The 24,553-nt window shown below is 64.3% G+C and carries 8 protein-coding genes and 1 tRNA gene; 7 read left to right on the top strand and 2 right to left on the bottom strand.

What is annotated here, in order from left to right:
- Positions 1 to 244: 244 nt before the first annotated feature.
- The 6 genes from Q0R16_RS15510 (at position 245) to Q0R16_RS15485 (ending at position 22,831) form a co-directional block, all read left to right on the top strand.
- The gene (locus Q0R16_RS15510; protein WP_295638060.1) at positions 245 to 1,903 is read left to right on the top strand and encodes a ShlB/FhaC/HecB family hemolysin secretion/activation protein; all 1,659 of its coding nucleotides are present in this window, start codon (positions 245 to 247) and stop codon (positions 1,901 to 1,903) included.
- Positions 1,903 to 11,229 carry a hypothetical protein gene (locus Q0R16_RS15505; protein WP_295638057.1) on the top strand — a complete coding sequence of 3,109 codons (9,327 nt, stop codon included), beginning with the start codon at positions 1,903 to 1,905 and terminating at the stop codon, positions 11,227 to 11,229. Before Q0R16_RS15510 ends, Q0R16_RS15505 begins: the two co-directional genes overlap by 1 nt.
- Positions 11,229 to 14,351 carry a CHAT domain-containing protein gene (locus Q0R16_RS15500; RefSeq protein WP_295638103.1) on the top strand — a complete coding sequence of 1,041 codons (3,123 nt, stop codon included), beginning with the start codon at positions 11,229 to 11,231 and terminating at the stop codon, positions 14,349 to 14,351. The genes Q0R16_RS15505 and Q0R16_RS15500 overlap by 1 nt, the downstream gene beginning before the upstream one ends.
- A gap of 31 nt (positions 14,352 to 14,382) precedes the next feature.
- Positions 14,383 to 14,523: a hypothetical protein gene (locus Q0R16_RS15495; RefSeq protein WP_295638054.1), complete on the top strand. Its 141-nt coding sequence runs from the start codon at positions 14,383 to 14,385 to the stop codon at positions 14,521 to 14,523.
- A gap of 188 nt (positions 14,524 to 14,711) precedes the next feature.
- Positions 14,712 to 21,086, top strand: coding sequence for an MBG domain-containing protein (locus Q0R16_RS15490; RefSeq protein WP_295638050.1), 6,375 nt, complete (start codon positions 14,712 to 14,714; stop codon positions 21,084 to 21,086).
- A 2-nt stretch (positions 21,087 to 21,088) separates the two neighbouring features.
- Positions 21,089 to 22,831 carry a ShlB/FhaC/HecB family hemolysin secretion/activation protein gene (locus Q0R16_RS15485; protein WP_295638047.1) on the top strand — a complete coding sequence of 581 codons (1,743 nt, stop codon included), beginning with the start codon at positions 21,089 to 21,091 and terminating at the stop codon, positions 22,829 to 22,831.
- Between the two features lie 49 nt (positions 22,832 to 22,880).
- Here Q0R16_RS15485 and Q0R16_RS15480 read toward each other — a convergent pair.
- Together Q0R16_RS15480 and Q0R16_RS15475 are read right to left on the bottom strand one after the other, a co-directional pair.
- Positions 22,881 to 22,955, bottom strand: a tRNA-Asn gene (locus Q0R16_RS15480).
- A gap of 132 nt (positions 22,956 to 23,087) precedes the next feature.
- Entirely contained in the window at positions 23,088 to 23,867 is a 780-nt protein-coding gene (locus tag Q0R16_RS15475; RefSeq protein ID WP_295638044.1) for an NAD kinase, read from the bottom strand.
- Between the two features lie 183 nt (positions 23,868 to 24,050).
- Between Q0R16_RS15475 and Q0R16_RS15470 the strand changes: the two genes are divergently transcribed.
- The coding region (locus tag Q0R16_RS15470) for a GGDEF domain-containing protein (RefSeq protein ID WP_295638041.1) at positions 24,051 to 24,553 on the top strand (503 nt) is incomplete at its 3' end.

Here is a 24,553-nt window from a genome sequence, read left to right as displayed (position 1 = left end):
TCGTTTGACACCGTGTCCTTACGGTCTGTATCCCCACCAACATTGAACAGTCCCGGATCGTATCAATCCGGGTTGTCCCTGCAAAAAAAGCCTCGGGTCGCACAGGGGTATGCAAGGGGAGTTACAGATGGTGGGGATCGGACACGTGGCATATCGCCGCGTATGGGCCGGAGCGGTTGCTGGCGGAGTGCTGGCTTCGGCTGGCTTGCCGTTGTCTGCGTGGGCTCAGGCCGCGCCGCTAAACTTGACAGCATCTGGGGGCATTCCCTCGCGCGATGATCTGCGCTCGATCACCCAGGCGCCGCCGACACAAACGCCGCAACTCAATATTTCGGGCGGGATCGAACGGTCGCCGTGTCCGCTTGCCGACGATCGTTTCAAGGACATCAAGGTCACCATCGGCGCGGTGGATTTCCACGGCCTTAAAGGTGCTGAACCGTCCGAAATGGAACCGGCATGGAAGCCATTCGCGGGCGCTCCGCAGCCGATTGCTGTGCTGTGCGAAGTGCGCGATGCCGCTGCCACGATCCTGCGCAACAAGGGTTACCTCGCCGCCGTGCAGGTGCCGACCCAGCGTATCGAAGACGGCAAAGTGCGGATGGAAGTGCTATACGCCCGCGTTACCGCGATCCGCGCCCGCGGTGAAACGCGCGGCGCCGAACGCAAGCTGGAAGCGTACCTCAACAAGCTGACCGAGGACGAGATCTTCGATCGCAACAAGGCCGAGCGCTACCTGCTGCTGGCGCGTGATCTGCCCGGATACAACGTGCAGTTGACATTGCGACCGGCCGGTACCGGTGTGGGCGAGCTGATCGGCGAAGTCAGCGTTACGCACCAGCCCTACACCGTTGATCTTACGCTGCAAAACCTTGCCCCACACACCACCGGGCCATATGGCGGCCAGATCCGCGCACAACTGTTCGGGCTGACCGGGCTGGGCGATGTAACGACGCTGTCGTACTATGCCACCTCGGACTTTTCGCAGCAGCACATCCTTCAGGGAAGCCACGAATTCCGCCCTGGCTCCGAAGGCTTGGTCATCGGCGCGCAAGTCACGCACGCGTGGACCAAGCCCGATCTTGGCGCCGCGGCGGGCCCGGTGACATTGAAGGCGCGGACACTTTATGCCGGCATCTATGCCCGCTACCCGCTCCTGCGCACCCAGGCGAAAAACCTGTACCTGACTGGCGGAATTGATTTTCTCAACCAGAAGGTCGATCTGGGGGGCGTTGGTCCGCTTACGCGCGATCGCTTGCGCATTGCTTATGCGCGGCTTGATTTCGACACGATCGACCTGAAGCACCGGTCGCCCCGCTACCGGTTCGGCGGTTCGCTCGAACTGCGGCAGGGGCTCAATGTGCTCGACGCCACGCCCGCGTGCACCGTTGGCGTGTGCCCGACGCCCACCTCACGGCCCGGCGGATCGGCCAGCGCGACGCTGGTGCGCGCGCAGGCCTCGCTCGAAGTGGCCAGCGGACAAATCGCGCTGGCGGTGCTGCCGCGTGCGCAATACGCGTTCAATCCGCTGCTCAGCTTCGAACAGTTCTCGCTCGGCAACTACACCGTCGGGCGCGGCTTCGATCCGGGTACGCTGTCGGGCGATAGCGGTGTCGGCACCTCGGTCGAGGTCCGTGGCCCGCGTTACCCGCTGTTCGGCGGCGGCCGGGTTGTCACCCAGCCATACGTGTTCGGCGATGTGGGCTGGACGTTCCTGCGCGGCACCGCGGGTTCGCAACGCCTGACCTCGGCCGGCGCGGGCCTTCGCACCGAAATCGGTGCCCGTTACCGCCTCGACGGTGTGATCGCCGTTCCGATCGAGCGCGCCGGACTGCAAACCAAACGCGGCGACGTGCGCCTGCTGGTCACCCTGACCGCGCGCCTGCTTCCCTGGAGGAAAAACTGATGGTTCGCACCCTGTCACGCTCGCGCGCCACGCGCGACTTCGCCGTTTCCTCGACGTTGGCGATCGCCGTTTCGCTCGCCGCCGGGGGCACTGCCGCAAGGGCGCAGTCGTTCCAGGCGACGCCCACTGTGGTCGTGCCTGGCAGCGCCACGGTCACAACCGGAACCAATACCACAACGGTGACCATCACCAGCCAGCACACCGTCATCAACTGGGTGCCGACCGATACTGCCATCGGCGGCGGCCCGATCAATTTTCAGCCGTCGGGCACGATCGCAACTTTCGTCAACGACCCGAACTCCAACCCGAGCAGCACCCCCGATTTCGCGGTCCTCAACAATATCCTGCCGACCGACGCTACCCGCTCGGTCCAATTCAACGGCACGGTCATCGCGCAGTTGCAGACACTTTTTTCCGGCACATCGACCGGCGGCACGCTCTATTTCTACAGCCCGGGCGGCATTCTCGTCGGGCCGAGCGCCGTCATCAACGTCGGCAACCTGGGGCTGACCTCTTCGCCGATCGCGTACAATTCGGCGGGCAATTTCGGCGCCACGGGCGCGGTCATTACCAACACCGGCGCGCAGACGGTGAGGTTCGGCCAGGCCAATGCCGGTTCGTCGGTCCAGATCGCCAGCGGCGCGCAGATCAACGCCAACAGCGTCGATGGCTCGTATGTGGCGATCGTGGCGCCGATCGTGCAGAACACCGGCACGATCAACGTCAAGGGCAACGCCGCATTGATCGCAGCCGATGCCGCCACCATCACGTTCAATCCCAGCGGGCTCTATTCGATCACGGTCGATGCCGGCACAAGCGCGACCGGCACACCGCTGTTCAACAACGGCACGATCACCGGTTCGGCCTCCAACACCGGCCAGGGCGGCCCGGCACACCAGATCTACATGGTGACCGCGCCCAAGAACACGCTGATCACGCTGGCGGTTGGCCAGGGCAGCAACCTCGGTTTCGACGTTGCCGGTGCGGCTGACGTTTTCGGCAACTCGATCGTTCTGTCGGCCGGGTATGACATTGCCAATGGAACCGTCAACACGGCGGTCGCGCCCAAGGGAATTGGCGGCGCCAGCATCATAGCGAGCAATTCGAATTTCACGTCGGCGCTGTCGATCGTGGCCAGCAACCTTGGACAGCTTAACAGCGTTGGTGCGGGCAATGCCGTCAATCTCGCTTCGGACCTGTCGGTCAAAGGCCTTAGTGGAGCGGTCATCGGAGCCAACACGGGCACGACATTCACCGCCGCAGGTAATGTGTCCGTTAGTGCGATCGATCCGGGCCCGATCGGTGCAAACGGCGCCTCCACCACGGGCGGCTTTGCCTCGATCCAGGCCAATGGCGGCACCTTCAACCTGAATGGCCCGTCGCTGTTCCTCAGTGCGTCCGCAACCGGCAGTAACAGCAACATCGCTGGGGTGGCGGGCGGCAACGGTTCGGGCGGAAATGCCCAGATTACCGCCAACAACGGTGGCCAAGTCAGGGTCGCCGGACAAGTGACGGTCGAAGCACTGGGCCGTGGGGGTGCCGGCTTGGTTGCGGGCGCGGCCGGCGGTAATGGCAAGGGTGGATTCCCGACCATTTTTGCCGCCGATGGCAATGCCGCCATCAGCTTCAATGGCCCGGTTCTTCTCAATGGCAACGGCTACGGCGGCACAGGCAATTGTCCGACCTGCCTGAACGAAAGCGGCACCGGCACCGGCGGCGGCGCAAGCGTGCGGATCATCCAAGGCCTGGCCGCGGCGGGTGTCGGAAACACGATCACGTTCAACGGATCGGGGCAGGGGCCGGCTGCTCTGATCCTTACGGCCGATGGGCTCGGCGGTAACGCCGTGAATACCAACGGCAACCTCGGCACCGGTGGGGCCGTCAATCTTTCGACCGACAACGCCAGCGTCATCACGATCAACGGAGCGTTCATCGGCAGCGCCTCGGGCTATGGCGGCGGTGAGGACGGGACCAACCTTTCTGGCGGAAAGGGCACTGGCGGCAACGCTCAGGTGAACCTTCAGGCGGGCGGTACGTTGAACGCAAGCGGCCAGTTCAATCTGGCCGCCCAAGGATACGGCGGCTTGGGTGATCCCGATTCGGCCGGAACGGGATCAAGCGGAGGCGCTGCAAACGGCGGATTTGCCTCGATCTCGAGCAATGGCGGCAATGCCACATTCACCGGCCCCGTACAGGTTTCGGCGGACGGTACCGGCGGTTATGCAGGAGACCCGGGAACGACCGGGAAAGGTGGCGCCGGAACTGGCGGCACTGCATCCATCAATGCCGCCATCTCGGGCACCACGGTTGGAACGGTAACGCTCAGGGGCGCAACCGACTTGTCGGCAACCGGTCTGGGTGGGTCCGGCCTTCCGGGTGCGCTCGGCACCGGTGGAACGGCTTCGGTCAGTGCGTCGGGTGGTAGCAGCGTTGCAGTCGACAGCAACTTTACCGCGATCGCCAACGGCCTGGGCGGTTCCAGCCCGGCGGCGGGCACGATTGGTGGCAATGGCAAAGGCGGATCTGCAACCGCGCAGGCAAGTGGTGCGAATTCGAGCATAACATTCAAATCCAACGTTAATTTCGCTGCCGAGGGTTATGGCGGGCGGGGCAACTGCGTAACGGCCTGCACCGCTGAGGCCGGGACCGGCAGTGGTGGCAATGCAGGAGTTTCCCTCCAGACCGGTGGCAGCCTCACCACGCTCGATCCGAGCGCGACCAACATCTTTACGGTCTCGGCCCGCGGTTTTGGCGGCGCTGCTGTGCATACCAACGCCGGCAGCGGCACTGGCGGTTCGGCGTTCGTGACCATCCAGGCGCTCAGCGCACTCAATCTCGGCAGCGCGTTCACCGCCACCGCGCAAGGCACGGGCGGCGCCCAGGAAGGGGCATCGCTGGTCGCCGGTGCCGGCATCGGCGGCAGCGCTGCCGTGAACCTGCAAGGCGGCACGCTGACGGCGAGCCGCGTGTTCACCGTCAGCGCGCAAGGTATCGGCGGCAACGCCGGCACCCGCTCGATTATCGGATCGAGCGGCGGTTCGGGTACCGGCGGCGGGTTCTGCGATGCGATGAACGTCTGTGCCACAGGCGGAGCGTTCATCAGCAGCAACGGAGGTAGCGGCACCTTCAACCAGGGCGTCAATGTCGATGCCAGCGGGTTCGGCGGCAGGGCTCTTGCCCCCGGGACGACCGGCGCGGGCGGCGCAGGCATGGGTGGCTTGGCCCAGGTCCGGATGGGCGCGATGACCATCAACACCCTGAACGCAACGCTGAACTTCAACGGCCAGGGTTCGGTCGTCAGCGCCACCGGTGTTGGCGGTAATGGCTATCCCGGTGGTCTCGGCCAGGGCGGGACCGCGATTGTCACCAATCTCAACGGCACGATCCAGGGCACCGCCCTGACGATCGATGCCAGCGGCACGGGTGGGCAAGGGGCCCCGGGCGGCGCCGGCGGCGCGGGTAGCGGCGGAGCCGCAGACCTGTTTGCCCGAAACAATCCGTTTGGCACATCGACAAACACCTTCGATGCCGTTTCGCTCTACAGTCGAGCGACCGGCGGCGATGGGGGCGCTTCGTTCGACCCCGCGCTTCCAGGTGGAGCCGGCGGTGCCGCCTCGACCGGCGTGGTCGTTGCCACCGCTGATTCAGGCAATGGCAAGTTGACCGTCCGTGGCGTGATCCTGGGCAACGCCGATGCATCCGGCGGAGATGGCGGCAATGGCGCCGACAATGGAACCGGTGCTGGCTCTAATGGCGGAGCAGGCGGAGCGGCGATCGGCGGGTTTTCGCAAATCGGTTCACAAAGCGGCGTGGCAGGCACCGCCTCGGCGGGGACCGCGGCCTTCGGCAGCGTGGTAGGGTCCGCGCAGGCCACCGGCGGACGTGGCGGCGACGGCGGTAACCTCGAGCCTGGCGGTATTTTGGGCAACGGTGGTGCAGGCGGCAACGCCACTGGCGGCGGCACAACGCTGCTGGTGCGCGGAACGCCTGTCACGGTTGCCGGCCAGACCGCGCTGGTGATCGATGCATTTGGCGGCGATGGCGGCAACGGAGCCATCCAGGGCAACGGTGGCAATGCATTGGTCGGGGACAATGGCGTCGATGCCGGCGGCCAGATCGCCGTGCTCGTGACCAATCGCTTCCAGGTGCCGACGCAGCGCGCAACGCTGACCGCAGGTGCGATCATCGGCAGTGCCGCGGCGGTCGGCGGTGCAGGGGCCACTCCGGGCGTTGGCACGATCGGCAATTCGGCGCTCAATTTCACCGCGACCAACAGCGATATCAGCGCCTCGTCGGTCAATCTGCTGGCATCGGCCTCGGCGATCCAGGCCAATGCCGCGCCCAGCGTGACGATGATCACGGGAGGCACGGTCAACATAGGTTCGTTTTACCAGTTCAACAGCGCAGGGCCGATCACAGTCGCCCTCGATACCGCAACGCTGAACACCGGCTTCATCGGCCTGTCCGGCTCAGACTGGATTTTACCGGCAACGCCGCCCGTGCTGGCAGGCACGATCAACTCCACGACGGGCGCGGAATTCAGCAGCGGCAACAACATCGTTACGAACGCCAACATAAACTTCAACTACGCCGTAGAATTCAACGCCATCGGCAATCTGCAATTCGGCAACGTGACGACCGTTGGCGATTTTGTGTCATTCAGCGGCGGCAAGACAACTCTTGGTTCGGTGAATGCCAGCGCCGATACCAACCCCAATGGCGGGAGTGACGGCAGCGTCGATATCGCCGCCGGAAACGCCATCCTGGTCGGCCCGATCCAGGCTGCCGGCTACGTTTCGCTTGATAACACCCGCGGACGTTCGGTTCCGGGCATAGGCGACATCTCTGCTGCCGGGATCACTGCCGGACGTGACGTCCAGGTCTTGTCCAACGGCTCGATCGGCGTGCTTGGTCCGATCGTTGCGGGCACCAGTGTCGATCTGGAATCCGCCGCCAGTGTGACGGTTGGCAACATAACGAGCGGCAACGGTGCCATTTCTGCGCCGCCCATCACCCCGCCGACCGATCCCAGCGGAGGCCTGCCGAACCCACCACCGATCGACAGCTACACGATCTCCATCCAGTCGAACGGTCCGCTCATGGCCGGCAATCTCGTGGCGAAAACCGACATCGGCCTGCTGTCGCAGCAAACAATCGCTGTGGGAACGCTGACTGGCCGCGACATGCAGATCCTGGGCGCGGGCGCGATCTCGGCCGGTGCGATCAACGCAACGGGGCGCGTGCTCATCGCCGATGCGTCGATGGCGCAGCTTGGCTTGTCGGCAACCGACTACGATCCCAATCCCGCCTTTGCCGCATCGCCCGTCCGCAGCAGCGGTTCGATCGCGATCGAGGGCACGGTTCAGGCCGGCCAGTTCTTCCGCGCCGCAACCCAACAGGGGTTCACCAGCGGCGCGATCAGCACCACGAACGGACCGATCCTGATCGACGCTGGGACCGCGATCCAGGTCGGCAACATCGCATCGGCAAACGATGCGATCCTGCACGCAAGCGGCACGATCACAACCGGCACCATCGGTGCAAGCACGCTGCTCGTTCTGGGCGGCGGCACCATGTCGACCCAGGCGATCAACACCCTGGGCGCTGCCATTTTTGCCGATGCAAGCACATACACACTTGGCGTGACCACGGGCGCCTACAACGTCAGCGCCGTGCTTGCCGGAACGCCGCCCAGCAATCTCAAGCCGTTCCGCTCTGCCGGCGCGATCAATATCAACGGTAGCCTCACTGCCGCATTCGTCCGCGCCGCCACCGCGCAGACTTTCTTGTCAGGGGCGATCACCGCGCCTTTGGGAATCATCACCAGCGCAGGTGGCTCGGTCGCAACCGGCAACCTTCTGATCGGAAACGGTTTCACGCTCCAATCCGATGCCAATGTCACTGCCGGCGACGTCGATGTCGGCCTGACCCTGGCAACCACCGATCCAATTCCATCGGGTTTCGCGACCTTCAACGCTGGCGGCAATGTCACTGCAGGCAACGTCGTGACTCGAAACGGCGTATTCCTCATTGCTGGCGGCGCTTCGGCGATCGGGTCCATCAACACGACGGACGTTCTGGGCCTCGTTCACGGCGCCAGCGTGTACGGACCGATCACCGCTACCGGCCGGGTGCTGCTGGCCGATCAAGCGATGGCCGCGCTGGGCGTAACCACCACCGCGCCGTTCTTCTACGATATCAACCTGGTTTTCAACGGCGCGCAGGTCCAGTCAGCGGGCTCGATTACATTGAACGGAGCGGTCAGCGCCGGCTCGTTCGCCGCTACAACCCGGCAGGGCTTTAAGTCGGGTGCGATCACCACCACTGCGAGCACGATCCAGATCAGGGCTGGTACGGCGTTGGTAACCGGGGATCTTTCTGCGCAGGACTATATCGCAACCGGTTCCGACGGTACGACTTCGATCGGGAATATCACGCGTTCGACGTCGGTCGATCTCGTCGGGCTCGGTGCAATGCAGACAGGTTCGATTGCTTCGACCGGCACCATTATGCTCTATACCGTCGGAACCATCCAAACTGGCAACCTTGCGACATCCGCCGATATCTATCTCGACAGTCGTTCAAGCATCGCGACAGGGTCCGAAGTGGCTGGAACGACGCTCGATGTAACCGCAGATGGCGGTTTCACCAGCGCCGCGCTGATTGCGGGCAGCGCACTGAACATCACCAGTGCGGGCATTGTCTCTACCGGCAATCTGACCGGTACCAGCATCACAGCCACTGGCGGAGCCACGTTGACCGCCGGCGACCTGGCATCGACCAGCGGAAGCATCGCACTTTCGTCCAGCGGCAGGATCACGACAGGATCGGCCAGCGCGGCAACGACCCTGTCGCTTACCGCGCCGGGCACGATCACTGCCGGCAACGCCACAACTTTCGCCGGGCTGACCGCCAACGGCAACATTACCATCAGCGGCGGCGATGTGACCGTGCTGGCAGGTAACACGACCACCAGCAGGGCTGTGCTGTCCGTGACCGGAACGGGCGCACTCAACCTCGATACGGCGTTCGGCACCACCAGTGTGACGCTGCGCGCGGGCACCAACTTGCGCACCACCGGAGCCAGCTCAGCGGGTACGGTTACCGAAGTGGCCGGTGGCTCGATCGACACCGGATCGATCAACGCGGGCGGGATCACGATCACTGCCGGAACCACCTTTCAATCGGGCAATCTGCTCTCGAGCAAGGCGCTTGCCATCACCAGTGGCGGCAACCTTGCCACTGGATTCCTGACCGCGAACGGTGGTTCGGCAACGGTTCGATCGGGCGGAACGCTAAGCGCGGGTGTGATCAACGCCACCAATGGCATCGTGGTCAACGCGGCCGGAGCCGCCACTGTTCAGGGCCTGACGTCGTCAGGCGCGATCCAGTTCAATACGGGCAGCACGTTCACCAGCACGGGCAATATAGTGGCCGCCAGCCAGGTCATCGGCGGTGCAACGGGCAACATGACACTGGCCAACGTCACCGCATCGGGCGGCGTGGTCGAATTGGCAAGCAGCCAGGGCAACCTCACCACCGGACGCATCAGCGCCACAACCGACGTGGCGGCGATCGCTGGCGGATCGCTGAGCCTCGGGCAAGTCGCAGGTCGTGATATCGTGTTGCTGGCCGGATCGAATGTGCAAGTCGGCAACGTCACTGCGGGTGCGGTGATCAATGCTGCCGGCCAGATCACCGGTGCAACCGGCCGCGTGCTGATTGCCAATGCGTCGATCGGCAATGCCGGCGGGACGTTCGGCAACTATAACTTCAACGCGGTGTTCAATGCGACGGGCGGCGCGGTGATCCCCAACAATCCGCCGCGCATCGGCGGCACGGTGAATGTGGTTGGTACGGTCAACGCCGGAGTTTTCGACTCGTATTCACAGGGTGCGATGACCGGACAGGTGATCAATGCGTTCGGTTCGCTCGAAGTGGAAAGTGGCGGCCTTGTCACGGTCGGCCAGCGCTGGACGTCGCCGGATCTGAATATTTATTCGAACGATATCGCGATCCAGCCATCGCAAGTGTTGCCGACGATCACGACGACGGCAGGCCTCAGTTCGGGAACGACCGGGGTCGTCACGCTGGCCTCGCTCAATCCGAACGGGGCGTTTGTCGGAGATGGCCTGAATGCCGGCCAGGGCTATGCGCTCAGCAACGCCGAAGTCGGTCTGGTCCAGAGCGGGTCGCTGACCATCGCGGCGGCGGCAGCACCGAATCTCGCCACGACCATGACGATCGGCACACTCTCGCTGACCGGACCGCAAGCCGGCAGCAATGTCGACAACAAGCAAAGCGGTGCGGTCCAGTTCGTGACCGGCAATCCGCAGACGCTGGTCCCGGGCGGAACCATCCGCGTGACCGGCGCAGTCACCGCGAAGGGTTTTCTGTCAACCAACCAGTTGCAGTTCGACACGGGAACATTCGAACTCGACACCACGGGCGGATCGATCGCCGTGACTGACAGCAGCAACGCGATGGCAGGCGGCATTTCGATTTCCGCCGATCGCATTCATGTCGCGGCGGCAAGCATCCTCGACAAATTGCGGGCTGATCCGCTTTACGCCGGGCGGATCACCGATCTGAACACGCCGCCCGCGCAGCCGCCAGCCGGCCCCGTGCTGAGCGCATCGCAACTGTTCTTTGCGCCCACGCAGACGCTCTATATCCAGAACACCGGTACAGCGGCGGTACAAGCCGGGTTCCTCGTGCCGCTGGCCGGCCTGACGATCGAATTGCCATCGACGCAAAGCACCCAGCCTGGCCAGACCGCATCGGCAGTTTCACTGGTCATCAACGGGCAATTTGTCGGCACGCCGTCAACCACCGATACCGCGCAGGGGGCTGGTTCTCCGGCTACGATCACGGGCGCGACCGCGTTCCAGCAGTTCGTCCAGAAAACCAAACTTACGGGGATCACTGCGGACAGCCAGTTCAATGGGTGCCTGATTTCGGCAGGGTCGTGCGCAATGGCAGCGACACCTACGCCCGATCTCTCGACGCAAATCCAGGTGCTCCAGACCCCGGCGCTGCCATCGGCACCGGCGATCGTTGCGGCCGTCCAGCAGGCGTCGTCAGAAGTCACGGCCGATCCGCAGCAGCAGGAAAAGACTGCTGACAAGCCAACCGACGCCGAGCAAAAAGAGGAAAAGGAGGCCAAGGCTTCAGCCAAGGCACCGATCGCTCCGCCTGCACCGATGATCGACACGCGACCGCTCAGCCCGCCGGTTTCGGTGGATGAGCCCGTCGCGGGCGGCGGCAACCCGGCGTTGTTCGGGATCGGCGCTGCTCCAACCCAGACCGAAGGAGGCGACAAGTGATGCGTCCACTCAACAAGCTTCCGCTCGCAATCGGGGTCTCGGCGCTCTCATTGGTTCTCGCCTGCGCTGGCGCCGCCCAGCAGGCCCAGGCGCAAACCATACCGCTTGCATTGCGCAACACGTTCCGCATCGGCACCGGCGGGGTGATCTGCTCGGCGCAGAATACGCCGCTCGATCCGCGGCTTAACAGCATGTTCGATCGCGGCTACCGGCTAAGCTGCCGCGACGCTGCGGGCGCAGTAGGCACGATGGTTGCGGTGCGGCGGGCGATCGACATTGGCGCCTTGCCCACGGCCATGGCCGGGACCGAAATCAACTGCGACGCTGCCGTTACAGCCGAGATTGCCGAACTCGGCACCGTCGATGCGGTTACCTGCCACGACAAACGCGCTGGGCTGGATTACAAGCGCTACGCAACGCGTCGTGAAGGCGTGAGCTACTTCGTCGAAGGCCTGGCAGGGTACGATCCTGCATTGAAGATCGCGATGGCAAGCGTGGTCAACGGGCGGCAGGTCAAGGGTGAAATCCAGGTCGCCAGCACCGAAGTCAGCGATCCGGCGGCGTTTGCGCGAGTCCAGGCGGGGCAACTGGACCGGCTCGACGCGCGCGATGAAGGATATCAGCGCAACAATGGCGGGCGGTATGCCGAATCGAGCCAGTTTTTCGAAAGCCTGGCCGACCGGAGCCGCGAAAGCGGCAGCGGGCTCGCAGAAGCGCTGGCCAATGAAGGCCTTCAGCAGTCCAACCTGGGCAATTTCAACAATGCCGACCGGCTGTTCGATGAAAGCGCCGGGGCGCTTGCGCGCAGCGACGGTGTCAGCCAGCGGCTGCTGCGCAATTACCGCGCAATCAACCTGCTTAACCAGAAGCGGCCTGCCGAAGCGATCAAGTCGCTGGCCACGCCGGTGGTACCGATTGCCGAACAATTCGACGATAGCGAACTGCGCAGCGGGCTTATCAACTTGCCACTGTCGGACCAGATCAACCGCGAAAACCTCAGCCTTCAGCGGCTTGGCGGGATCGATCCTGGCCTGACGGTGATCGAGCGCGCAACGATCCTGGACGCACAGGCCGAAGAACTGGCCGGCGTGGCCGAGCGTTTGCGTGGCAATTTTTCACAAGCCGGAACCAAGTTCCGCGATGCGCTCAAGCAGATCGACAGCGTGCGCAGCGGCCGGGTGGTTTCGGCCGCCTGGCTCCGATCGGAAATCGAAATTGAACAGGCGCTTCTGTTCGAAGCTTCGGGAGACAAAGGTAGCGCGGTCGCCGCGTTCGATCGTGCCATCACCACGCTTGCCAACAGCTTTCCGCAATCGCCGGCACTGCTAGGTGCAAAAGCGCGCAAGGCCGGTTTTCTGGCTCGCACCGGCGATGCTTCGGGTGCGCAAGGCCTGTTCGCCGAGGTCGTAACCGCAAGTTCGGATGTGCAGGACAGCGGCAACGCGTTGCGTGATTTGCTGTCGCCATACTTCGCTCTGCTGGCTACGCAGCAGTCGAATGAATCCGCGGTCTCGATGTTCACCGCGTCGCAGGTTCTCCAGCGGCCGGGCGTCGCGCAGACGCAGGCGGTGCTGGCGCGGCAGTTGTCGGCAGGCAACGACGAGGCGGCATCGCTGTTCCGCCTGTCGGTTGCGCGCGGGCGGCAGATCGTGCGCGCGCAGACGGAAATCGCCAGGCTTGGCGCCATTGCGACGCCGACCGAGCAGGACATCCAGAACCTCAATGCCGCCAAGGAATCGCTGGCCTCGCTCGAACGTGACCAGACCGGGCTGATCAGCAAGCTCGGCGCCTTCCCGCGCTACAACGTGCTGGCGCCGCAGCGGGTGGAGATCAGCGACCTGCAGGGCACGCTGCGTGATGGTGAAGCTTACTACAAGCTGATGGTCGTCGGCGATGATCTCTACGGCCTGTTCACTACTCCCAAGTCGGCGCTGGGCTTCAAGGTCCCGATCACGCGCCAGCAATTGTCGGTTGAGGTCCAGGCCATCCGCGACAGCGTGGTCAAGATCGAGGATGGCCGCCAGGTCAACTACCCGTTCGATGTGGAGCGCAGCCGCACGCTCTATCACAAACTGTTCGATCCGATCGACGCGCAGATCGCCAATGTGCACCACCTGATCTTCGAACCCGATGGCGCCATGCTGCAATTGCCGCCGTCGGTGCTGGTGTCGACCGACCGTGGCCTGCCCGAATACCGCGCGCGCGTCGCCAAGCCTGATGGCGATGCGTTCGATTTCCGCGGTATCGACTGGCTGGGCCGCAATCGCGAAATGTCGATCGCGGTCAGCCCGCGTGGTTTCCTCGATATCCGCAAGCTCGGCCGTTCGCAGGCACCCAAGAATTACCTCGGGATTGGTCACAATGCCATTCCGGCGATCCGGCCGGTTACGGCAGTGGCCGACGAATGCGATTGGCCGCTGGGCGTGTGGCAACATCCGATTTCGCCCGATGAGCTGTACTTTGCCAAGGCACAGCTCGATCCGCTCAACGGCAATGTGGTCACCGATCAGCCGTTCAGTGATACCGAACTGCTGGCCCGCACCGATCTCGACCAGTTCCGCATCATCCACTTCGCCACGCACGGCCTGGTTTCGGCGCCGCGTCCCGATTGCCCGGCCCGCCCCGCTTTGGTCACCAGCTTTGGCGACAAGACCTCGGACGGCTTGCTGACTTTCAAGGAAATCTTTGACCTTCACCTCAACGCCGATCTCGTGATCCTTTCGGCTTGCGACACGGCAGGCAAGGCAGACGTTGCGGCCAGCCGCGAAGCTGGGGTTACCACGGGTGGTAACTATGCGCTCGACGGCCTCGTTCGGGCTTTCGTCGGGGCAGGCGCGCGTTCGGTCATTGCCAGCCACTGGCCGGTGCCAGACGACTTCAACGCCACCAAGCGCCTGATCGGTGGCGTGATCGGCGCAACAGCCGGCGAACCGCTTGCCGAGTCGCTGGCGCAGGCACAAGTCAAGCTGATGGATGATGTGAACACGTCTCACCCGTTCTACTGGGCGGCATTCATCATCCTGGGTGATGGTGCCAAGCCGCTGGTTGGCGGGACGGACCCTGTTCCGGCCGCGCCGACCAAGGTTGCCGTGGCAAGCAATCCGGCCAAGGCGTCGAAATGATCGAGTTTCCGACGATCGAGCGATAAATTCGGTGCTGTTTGTGGTCAAAATGGCCTACATTCGCGCCAGGCTGGCGGATTGCAAAGGCGGGATCAACCTGATCAGCCCGCGCTTCTTCGCGATGCCTGACCTGAAATTTGAAGCACGACGAAGACCATACTCCGGGTTTTGAACGAAAGTTTCAGGACCAGATACCAAAAGACAACCGAACCCCAAGACGTCGCAAGCATTTGGCTTATGCCTTGATTCGCAGACCATGGGGGTTCCATGTCCAAGAATGCCGCGCTGCGTCGTTTTCGTGCCCGCCAGAATGGCGCGACCATCCTGTCTCGAGTGCGCCTTTTCGCGTCAATCGGGCTCATGCTTGCTGCCGGTATCACGGCACAGCCGGCCTTCGCCGACACGCTGCCCAGCGGCGCATCGATTGCCGCCGGTAGCGCCCAGGTCGATGCTGGCTCCAGCAGCGTAACGGTCAACCAGTCGAGCGCCCGCGCGGTTATCAACTGGACCGGGTTTTCGGTCGGCGCCGGCAACAACGTGGTGTTCAACCAGCCCGACGCGCAATCGGCCACGCTCAATCGGGTGACCGGCAGCGCCAGTTCGACGATCGCCGGGCAGATCAGTTCGAACGGTGCGGTCTACCTCGTCAATACCAACGGCATTGCCATCACGCCAAGCGGCGCGGTCGACACGCGCGGCGGCTTCGTGGCTTCGACGCTCGATATCGCCGATGGTGATTTCATGTCCGGCAACCTTGCGTTCACTGGCAACGGGGCGTCGGCCGGCGTCGCCAACGCGGGCACGATCCGTGCTGGAGAGAATGCTTTTGTCGCGCTGCTTGGCGGCGCGGTGTCCAACAGCGGCACGATCGCGGTCCCGCTGGGCAAGGTCGGTTTGGGCTCGGGCGAGCGGATTGCGCTCGACCTTAACGGCGGCAATTTTCTCCAGGTGTCGGTGCCGACTGCGCTGATCACCGGCAGCGGTGCGCTGATCGACAGCAGCGGGACCATCACCGCAAGCGGTGGCACAGTCCGGTTGTTGGCGGCAACGGTCAAGGACGCGGTGCGCAATGTCATCAACATGACGGGCGCCATCAGTGCCGACAGCGCGGTGGCTGACGGAGGCACGATCAAGCTGCTGGGCGGCGATGGCGGGCTGGTCACGGTCAGCGGCACGCTTACTGCGCGGGGCGGCGGGCCAGTGGCCAACGGCGGTCTTGTCGAGACTTCGGGACAAGCGGTCGATCTCAACGGCATCCGCGTCGATACCACGGCGGCCAATGGCAAGACCGGACAATGGGTGATCGACCCCAGCCAGGCGGCGCACGATTTCACGATCGCGCCAACCGGGGGCGATATTTCGGGCGCCGATCTCAGCGCCAATCTTCAGACCAATGCCGTCTTCATCAACAGCAACGATGGCATCGCGGGATCGAGCGGCGATATCAATTTCAACGACACCGTAAGCTGGACCAGCGGCAATTCGCTGTTCGTGAGCGCCACGCACAGCATCAATTTCAGCCAGACCCTGACCGCCACCAACGGCGCCTTCATCGAACTGAAGGCAGACCAGACCGGTTCGGGCAGCGGAACGGTCAGCTTCAGCAACAGCGCAAAGGTGCTGACGAATGGCAGCATAATCAACATCTTCTACAACCCGACCAGCTACACCACGCCAACCGATTTCAGCGGCGATGTCCTGACGACCAGCGGGTCGGTCCTGTTCCCCTACATGCTGGTCAACAACGTCAATGATCTTCAGGCAATAAACACTAATCTTTCAGGGTATTACGCGCAGAACATCACAATCGACGCGAGCTCCACTGCCGGATGGAACAGCGGCGCCGGATTCCAGCAGCTGGGCACCGATGTGAACGGCAACGCGCTCAACAACAACGCGGGCTATACCGGGGTCTATTACAGCCAGGGCCTTGCGATCACCGGGCTGACGATCAACCGACCCAATACCACCAACGTCGGGCTGTTCGGCTTTTCGTCGGGCACGATCCGCGCCGATCTGACCGGAGCCAGCATCACGGGCGGCTCGAACACCGGCGGCGTTGCCGGGACTTTGTCGACCGCGCAGAACGGGGTGTGCCTGATCTGTGGCACCAACGCGGTCAATGCCTCGAATTTCACCGGGTCGGTGTCGGGGATCAACAATGTCGGCGGATTGGTCGGCACTTCGACCGGCAACATCAACGGCGGCACCGTCAGCAACAGCACGATCACCGGTCGCGTGGCAACTGACGGATCGGGCGGCAATGGGGTGGGCGGCATCCTTGGCACGCAGACGGCGGGCACGGTCCAGAACACGGTTACGGTCAACGATGTGGCGGTCGTCGGCGCGCCCAATGTCGGCGGCGTGGTCGGCGCGCTGGGCGCGGGCACGATCCACAACGCCGTCACCGGGGCCACCGTGACGGGCACCAACGGCACTGGTGGCGCGGTGGGATCGGCGTTCGGGGGCACGATCACGGCGTCGACGGCGACGGGAGTCGTCAACGGCCAGGGCAATGCCGGCGGCTTCATCGGGGTAATCGCCGGTGCGGCCACGATCGACGGGTCATTCGGCTTCTCGGTCACGAACGCCACGGGCTACGCCGTGGGCGGCTTTGTCGGTGCGATGAACGGTGGCGGCACGATCACCAATTCGGCCGCCGGCGGCAACGTGACCGGCTATGCCTTTGTCGGCGGTTTTGCAGGGGCGATCAACCCCGATGCGGTGATTGGCATCGGCGGTTCGATCACCGGGTCCTTGGTCAGCGGCGGCACGATTACTGCCACGTCAACCGATGCGAATGTCGACAACCCGGTCGGTGGGTTTGCCGGCTTTGCCGGTGGGGCAGCGCTCAGCAACGACACGGTCATCAGCACCACCAATGGCATTGTCAGGGTCAATGGCTTCAACGATGTCGGCGGCTTTATCGGGCTCGCCAATCAGGGCAGCGCGCTCACCAGCGTGACGAGCGATGCGACGGTCAGCGCTACCAACAACAACGTCGGTGGCATTGCCGGCGCGCTGATCGATGGGTCTACGCTCGACCTAGGCACCGCAACGGGATCGGTCAGTTCTCCCAACGGCGTCACGATTGGCGGGCTGGTCGGGTATTTGACCGGCACCGTCAGCCATGGGACCGCGACCGGTGCGGTCACCGGGCTCGGTTTCGTCGGTGGCCTCGTCGGCAATATCAACGGCGGCGGAACAGTATCGAATTCGCTGGCGGGTGGCGTGGTGACCGGGAGCGATCCTGTCAACAGCGACAAGATCGGCGGGCTGGTCGGCCATTCGCAGGACGGCACAATCAGCGAGTCCATCACGACCGCTTCAAGCCGGGTATCGGGCGGCACCAACATCGGCGGCATCATCGGGCAAGCCGAAAGCGGGACGGCGCTCAACGGCGTTGTCAGCAACTCGATCGTCATTGGCCAGGGCAGCGTAGGCGGGATTGCGGGCCAACTCCTCCGTGGCTCGACGATTGGTGGCGGCACCGCCAATGGATCTGTCACCGGGACCGGGATCGCCGTCGGCGGCGCGGTGGGCTATATCGCGGGTGGTTCGATCACGAATACGGTGTCCTTCGCCCCGGTCAGCGGCTTGGCTTATGTTGGCGGGCTGGTCGGCAACATCAACGGCGGTACGGTTTCGAATTCATCGACGGGCGGCACCGCCACCGTTACCGGCAACGATCTGGAAAACAGCTACTGGATCGGCGGGCTGGTCGGCAATGCCTCTGCCGCAACGATTGTCGACAGTTCGGCCAGTGGCGCCGTAAGGGGCAACGCGCAGATCGGCGGACTGGTAGGCTACCTCAACACCGACAGCTCGATTTCGGGATCGGGCGCGACCGGCAGCGTGACCGGGACCGGCTCCACCAACGCCAATTTCGACATCGGCGGGCTGGTCGGTTTCAGCGCGGGCAGCATCAGCCAATCGACCGCCAGCGGCGAGGTGCGCGGATTCCTTTATGTTGGCGGGCTGGTCGGGTGGCTCGATGATGCGGGCACGATCTTCGGATCGCGCGCCGACGGCACGGTCACCGGCGTGGCAGTGCCCGGGGCGACCGGCATTGCCACCACCGGCACCAACAGCGGCCGCCCGTTCCAGTTCGATCATACTTATGACATCGGCGGGCTGGTCGGCCTGGCCCGCGGATATATCGACGCGGGCGATCAAAGCGGTTCGGTCAGCGCCGGCGCCGACAGTGAAAACGTCGGCGGGCTGGCGGGTGAGGCCGCGCACCTGATCACGCGGTCGCAATCGCGCGCCGCCTCGGTCATCGGAGGCTTATCGGTCGGCGGGCTGGTCGGAACGGTCGACAACGTCACGATCGACGGCAGCACCGCGCGGGCGATGGTTAGCGGCAACACCAATGTCGGGGGGTTGGTCGGCACGTCCGATGGCACGATCAGCAATTCCAACGCCAGCGGCGCAGTTTCGGGATCGAACTCGGTCGGCGGATTGCTGGGATCGGGGACCAATGGGTCCCTGGTGACCCGATCGGTTGCGACGGGCAATGTCACGCTCGGCGTGGGCACGGGTGCCGGCGGGTTGGTCGGTTACGATTATGGCACGATCTCGCTTTCATACGCCACGGGCAACGTCTTCGGTGGCAGCGGATCGAACAGCCTGGGCGGATTGGTGGGTGTGCTCAACGGCGCGCAGGGCGCTGGAACAGCCAGTGACGTCTATGCGACCGGCGCAGTGACGGGGCAGAACATCGTCGGTGGGCTCGTTGGCGGCAACACCGGGTCGATCAACCGGACGTACGCAGTGGGCGCGGTCAGCGGCTCGACACGAGTCGGCGGGATCGTCGGGTGGAACCTGGGCTCGACCTCGTCGGTCACCAATTCCTATTGGGACACGCTCACCACCGCCTCGCCCGCCGGCTTTGGCCAGAACGACGGCACGTTCATCGGCGCCGGCCGCACGACTGCGCAGATGCAGGACCTCAACACCTTCCGGACAAACTACGGCGGGTTCGATTTCTCAAACGTGTGGGCGCCGCCGAACCAGTCCGGGCAGGGCGGGGACGCGACCGCGCATTACCCTGAACTTTACGCGCTTTCGCGCGTGCTGTGGATCAGGCCCGACGATGCGTCACGTGTTTATGGCAATGCCAATCCAGCGCTCACGTTCAGCGTGTTCGGTAGCCAAAACGGCGGTGTGCTGAATTCGTCACCGCAGTTGAGCAGCGTCGCCAATGCGACATCCGGCGTGGGCAGCTACGCCGTCACCCAGACCGGCGCGACCTCCAACTATCGGGTGGTTCTGTCGAATGGCACGCTGACCGTTACCCCGCGCCCGCTGACCTTGACGCCCGACGCCTTGTCGCGGCTTTACGGCGGGTCGAATCCGGCGAACGACACCGCAAGTGCGGCGGTGGCAACCGCCAACAGCGGGCTCGTCAATGGCGATAGCGTCGCAACGGTCAGCGTGGCCGGCCCGGCGATCGCTACCAGCGGCGTGGGTCAATACGCGCTATCGGGCTCGAACGCGGTATTCAGCCAGGGGTCGGCGAGCAATTATACGATCACGTACAATACCAACGCGACCGGCCTGACGATCAACCCGGCTCCCTTGCTGGTGACTTACACCGCCAACGCCGCCAGTCGGCTTTATGGCCAATCCAATCCACCGCTTACCGGAAGCGTTGCCGCATCGGGCCTCCTCAACAACGAAACGCTCAATGGCGTGACCAGCGGCACCGCGACGTTCACCTCCACCGCGACGGCCACGTCGAACGTCGGCCAATATGCGATCCTGGGATCGGGCCTGTCACCGTCCAGTTCGAACTACAGCTTCAGCTTCGCCCAGGCGCCGGGCAACGCAACCGGGCTGACGATCACGCCTGCGCAACTCTCCACCGTGGTCACCGCGTCGCTGGTCGGGTCTGCATCCAAGACTTACGATGGCACCCGGATCGCCACGCTGACCCCGGCCAACTTCCTGCTCGCCGGGTTCGCCAGCGGTGAAGGGGCGACAGTGACCCGCACCACGGGCGCTTACGCCACCGCCAACGCCGGCAATGGAATCCTCGTCACGGCCACGCTCGCGGCGGGTGACTACCAGGCCAGCAGCGGCACCAACCTTGGCAATTACCTCCTGCCCACCAGGGCGGCGGGCACGATCGGCACGATCCTGCCGGCATCGCTGAGCATCACGTATCTCGCCAACACCATTCGCCGGAGTTACGGCCAGAGCAACCCGCTGCTGAGTGGAACAGCCATCGCTTCGGGGCTGGTCGGCGGTGATTCACTTGCCACCGTGACCACCGGCAGCGCCACTTTCAGCTCCAGCGCATCGCGAACCAGCAATGTCGGCACTTATGCCATCACCGGTTCGGGCCTGGCTGGCAACAACAGCAATTACACCTACATTTTCGTTCAGGCGCCTGCGAATTTCTCGTCGCTGAGCGTCACCCCGGCGTCGTTGATCGTCTACTACACCGCCAACCCGGTCACGACGCGGGCCGGACAGGCGGCGGGTCCGCTCACCGGGTCACAACTGGCGATCGGACTGGTCAATGGCGACACACTGGCTTCGGTAACTACGGGCACGGCCATGTACACGTCGTCGGCAAGCACATCGAGCGGAGCCGGCCTCTATGCAATCAACGGTTCGGGCCTGGTGGCGGCCAATGCCAATTATGCAATCCGTTTCCTGCAATCGCCGATGAACAGCTTTGCCTACAGCGTGTTGCCGGCCTTGCGGACGCGATCCTTGCCGTTTTGAGCATGCTCGGATCGAATCTGGTTGCGGGCAGGCTTGGCCGAGCACTGGCCATGGTGGCGGCGCCTGCGGCATTCATCATGACGGCCGCACCCGATAGCCGCGCCCAGACCGCCGCACCGATCACGGTGGTTCCGCCCAACATCGCTCCGGCCCCAGCAACGTCTGTCCCGCCCGAATTCCCGACTGGCGGGGCGCTTGAGGCGCCGCCTGGCAGCGGCGGCCTTGCGTTTGTCCCGTCGACCATCGTTGTCGAAGGCGGGTTTCCCGAATTGGCCGGACAAACCGCGGCGATCGTTGGCCCGCTTGAAGGGCGGCGGGATACGCTCACGCAAATCTACGCCGCCGCCTCGGAAATCGAGGCGGCTTACGCCCGCGCCGGCTATGTGCTTGCGCGGGTCAGTGTCCCGCCGCAGGACTTGCGCGACGGGGGCCCGGTGCGGTTCGCGGTCCTTGACGGGTTTGTCGAGCGGATCGATGTGTCGCACCTGCCGCAGCGCATCCAGCGGCCCTTGATGGCGCGCCTCGGGCATCTGGTCAGTTTGCGGCACGTCCGCCTTGGCACGATCGAGCAGGCGTTGGCGCTGGCAGGGGATCTTCCCGGCGTAACCTTGCGTTCAACGCTTTCGCGCGGCGAGCAGCGCGGCGGGACGGTGCTCGAAATCGATGGCCGCCAAGCCTTGCTGAGTGGTGCGATCGGTGCGGAAAACGCCTTCGATCGGTCGTTGCAGACTTACGGGATCACTGCGCAAATGTCGCTGAACTCGGCGTTCGGGCGGGGCGAACAGATCTATGCACTGGCGGTGTCGGGCTACGATCTGTCGCGGTTTCTGGCCAGCGAAGCGCGCGTGCGCGTGCTCGGCGGCGGGGCCATCGTGCCGTTCGCGCGCGGGCGGCTGACGCTGAACCCGGAAGCAACGTACGCGCGGACGATGCCCGCGCCGGCGGCCGGGGCGCCGCGCACCATCGGCACGTTGCGGCGCCTGTCGCTCAGGTCCGAATATGTCCTGGAACGGCGGAGGACCGGGAAAGCCGCACTGTCGCTGGCGATCGAGCAGATCGACGAACGCAACACCTTGCCCGATTTCGGCGTGGACTTGGCCCGCGATCGCTACGCCGTGGTCCGGTTTGGCGCGGCGATTTCACGCGATCGTCTGGGCATTTCCAGCGTCTCGGCCACCCTGCAATTGAGCCAGGGGTTGGGCAATCTGGCGGCAATCAGCCATGGCGAAGCGCTGGCTACGGGGGTTCCCTTCACCCGCCAGGGTTCGGGTACGGCATTTACTCATGTGAACGCCAGCGCACGTGGGGATTTCGCAGTGGCACACTCGCTCGACCTTGCGCTGACGGCAACCGGGCAAGCAAGTTTCGGCCAGGCGCAATTCCGTGCCGAGCAGTTTTCGCTTGAGGGCAATGACGGGCTGTCGGCGTACGTGGGTGGTATCACGTCGGTCGATGAAGGGCTGGTGGTGCGCGCCCAGCTCAATGCCAATGTCAGGCAATCCGTGCTGGGCAGCGGTTCTGCCATCGCCCCTTATGTTTTTGTTTCCGCAGGGTTTGGCCGACTCACCGCGCCAACAGGGCCAGAACGCGCACGATTTTCTGCGGCAAATGCGGGGCTGGGCGTAAAGATCGTGCCGGGCGCCCGGCTTCCGCTCATCGCGCTGGAATACGCACACGGTTTCAGCAGCTATACCCGGCTCGATCGCGTCGACCGGATCAACGCGTCGATCAGCCTGCGTTTTTGATTGCGCTTCTGATTCCCGGCTACTTTATTTCCAGGCCTGCGGAAAAAAATGGCTCCCCGAGTTGGATTCGAACCAACGACCAAGTGATTAACAGTCACCTACTCTACCGCTGAGCTATCAGGGAGCAGCCCAGTCTCCCAGGCAGGTGGCGCGTATACCATCGCGTCGTGGTTTGGCAAGTGGCTAAGCCCACGTCCCTACGGTGAATTTGCAAAGGCCTTGCAACGGCACCGCAACGCACCTGCTGGCTTGCTCGTCACACCTGGAACTGTTCGGTCACGATCCGTTCGTCGAGGCTGTGCCCGGGGTCGAACAGCAGCGTCAGGCGATGGTCGGTGGCGACGCTGACCGACACTTCGCGCACGTCGCGAAACTCCTTCTGGTCGGCCACCACCGCGACCGGCCGCTTGACCGCTTCGAGCACGCGGAAGGTGATTTTCGAGGTATCGGGCAAGATCGCACCGCGCCAGCGGCGGGGGCGAAACGGACTGATCGGGGTCAGCGCCAGCAGCGCCGAACCTAGCGGCAGGATCGGGCCATTGGCCGAGAGGTTGTAGGCGGTCGATCCGGCGGGGGTTGCCACCAGCACCCCGTCGCACGACAATTCGGCGATACGCACCTTGGTGTTGACCGTCACTTCCAGCTTGGCGGTCTGGCGGGTTTCGCGCAGCAGCGACACTTCGTTGATCGCGCAGAAATTGCGCACTTCGCCCAGGTTGTTGATCGCGCGCATCGCCAGCGGCGCTACCGCGATGGTCCTGGCCCGGCCGATGCGTTCGGCCAGCGAGCGGCTGCTGCGCGCCTTGTTCATCAGGAAGCCCACGGTGCCCAGGTTGATGCCGTAAGCCGGGATCACCCGCCCATCATCAAGCATCTGGTGGAGCGTTTGCAGCATGAAGCCATCGCCACCCACCACCACCACGATTTCGGCTTCGGCCAGATCGACGAACTGGTTTGCCTTACGCAGATCGGCGGCGAAATCTTCGGCACGGTCGGTCGGCGAGACCAGCAGGGCCAGACGCGCGGGTTTCGGCATGAGTCGCGTATCCTCCCCGCGGCCGCAACAGTTCCGGGCCGGGTTGGCGCACTGATATGGGGCGGACGGGCGGTTTGCAATGTCAAAGCGCGGGCGGGCGAAAGCGTGAGAGTGGTGCGGGTTGCGAACGGTTTGGCAACAGCTTGTCTGCAATAGGCAATCGCAATGGACACCGCCCCACCTATGCCAGACATCCTGACCGGGCTCGACAGCGCGCAGTCCGCGCGGGCGTGGCTCGATGCGAAGGGTGCGCCGGTGCAGGCGATGCTGATCGGGTTGCACCGCTTTCAGTCGGTGAACCTCGCGTATGGCGTGGCGGCGGGCGATCGCTTGCTGGCCTTGGCGGGCAAGATGATCCGTGACTTCGCGCTGGCCCACAACGAAGGCGCCGGGGATGAGGGGCCGCTGGTGGCGCGGATGGGCGGGGGCGTGTTCCTGGTCGCGTCGCGCACCCCGGCGAGCCGGCAGCGCTGGCAATGGCTGGCCGAGACCTTGGCCGCCACGCTAGCACGGCCGCTGGGATCGAGCGCCGGCGATGTCCGGTTGCGCCCGCGGGTTGCCTTGTTGCGCGGGCTGCCGGGCGAGGGGGCTTCTGTGCTGCTCGATCGTCTCGATCAGGCCTTATCCACGCTCGAAGCACGGCCGGGCCAGCGGTTGATCTGGGCGGATGGTTCGCACCGGGCGAG

This window comes from Novosphingobium sp. (assembly GCF_025351285.1).
Lineage (GTDB): Bacteria > Pseudomonadota > Alphaproteobacteria > Sphingomonadales > Sphingomonadaceae > Novosphingobium.
Note: the sequence above shows the minus strand (reverse complement) of the source record. Positions and strands in the feature narration are given on the sequence as shown.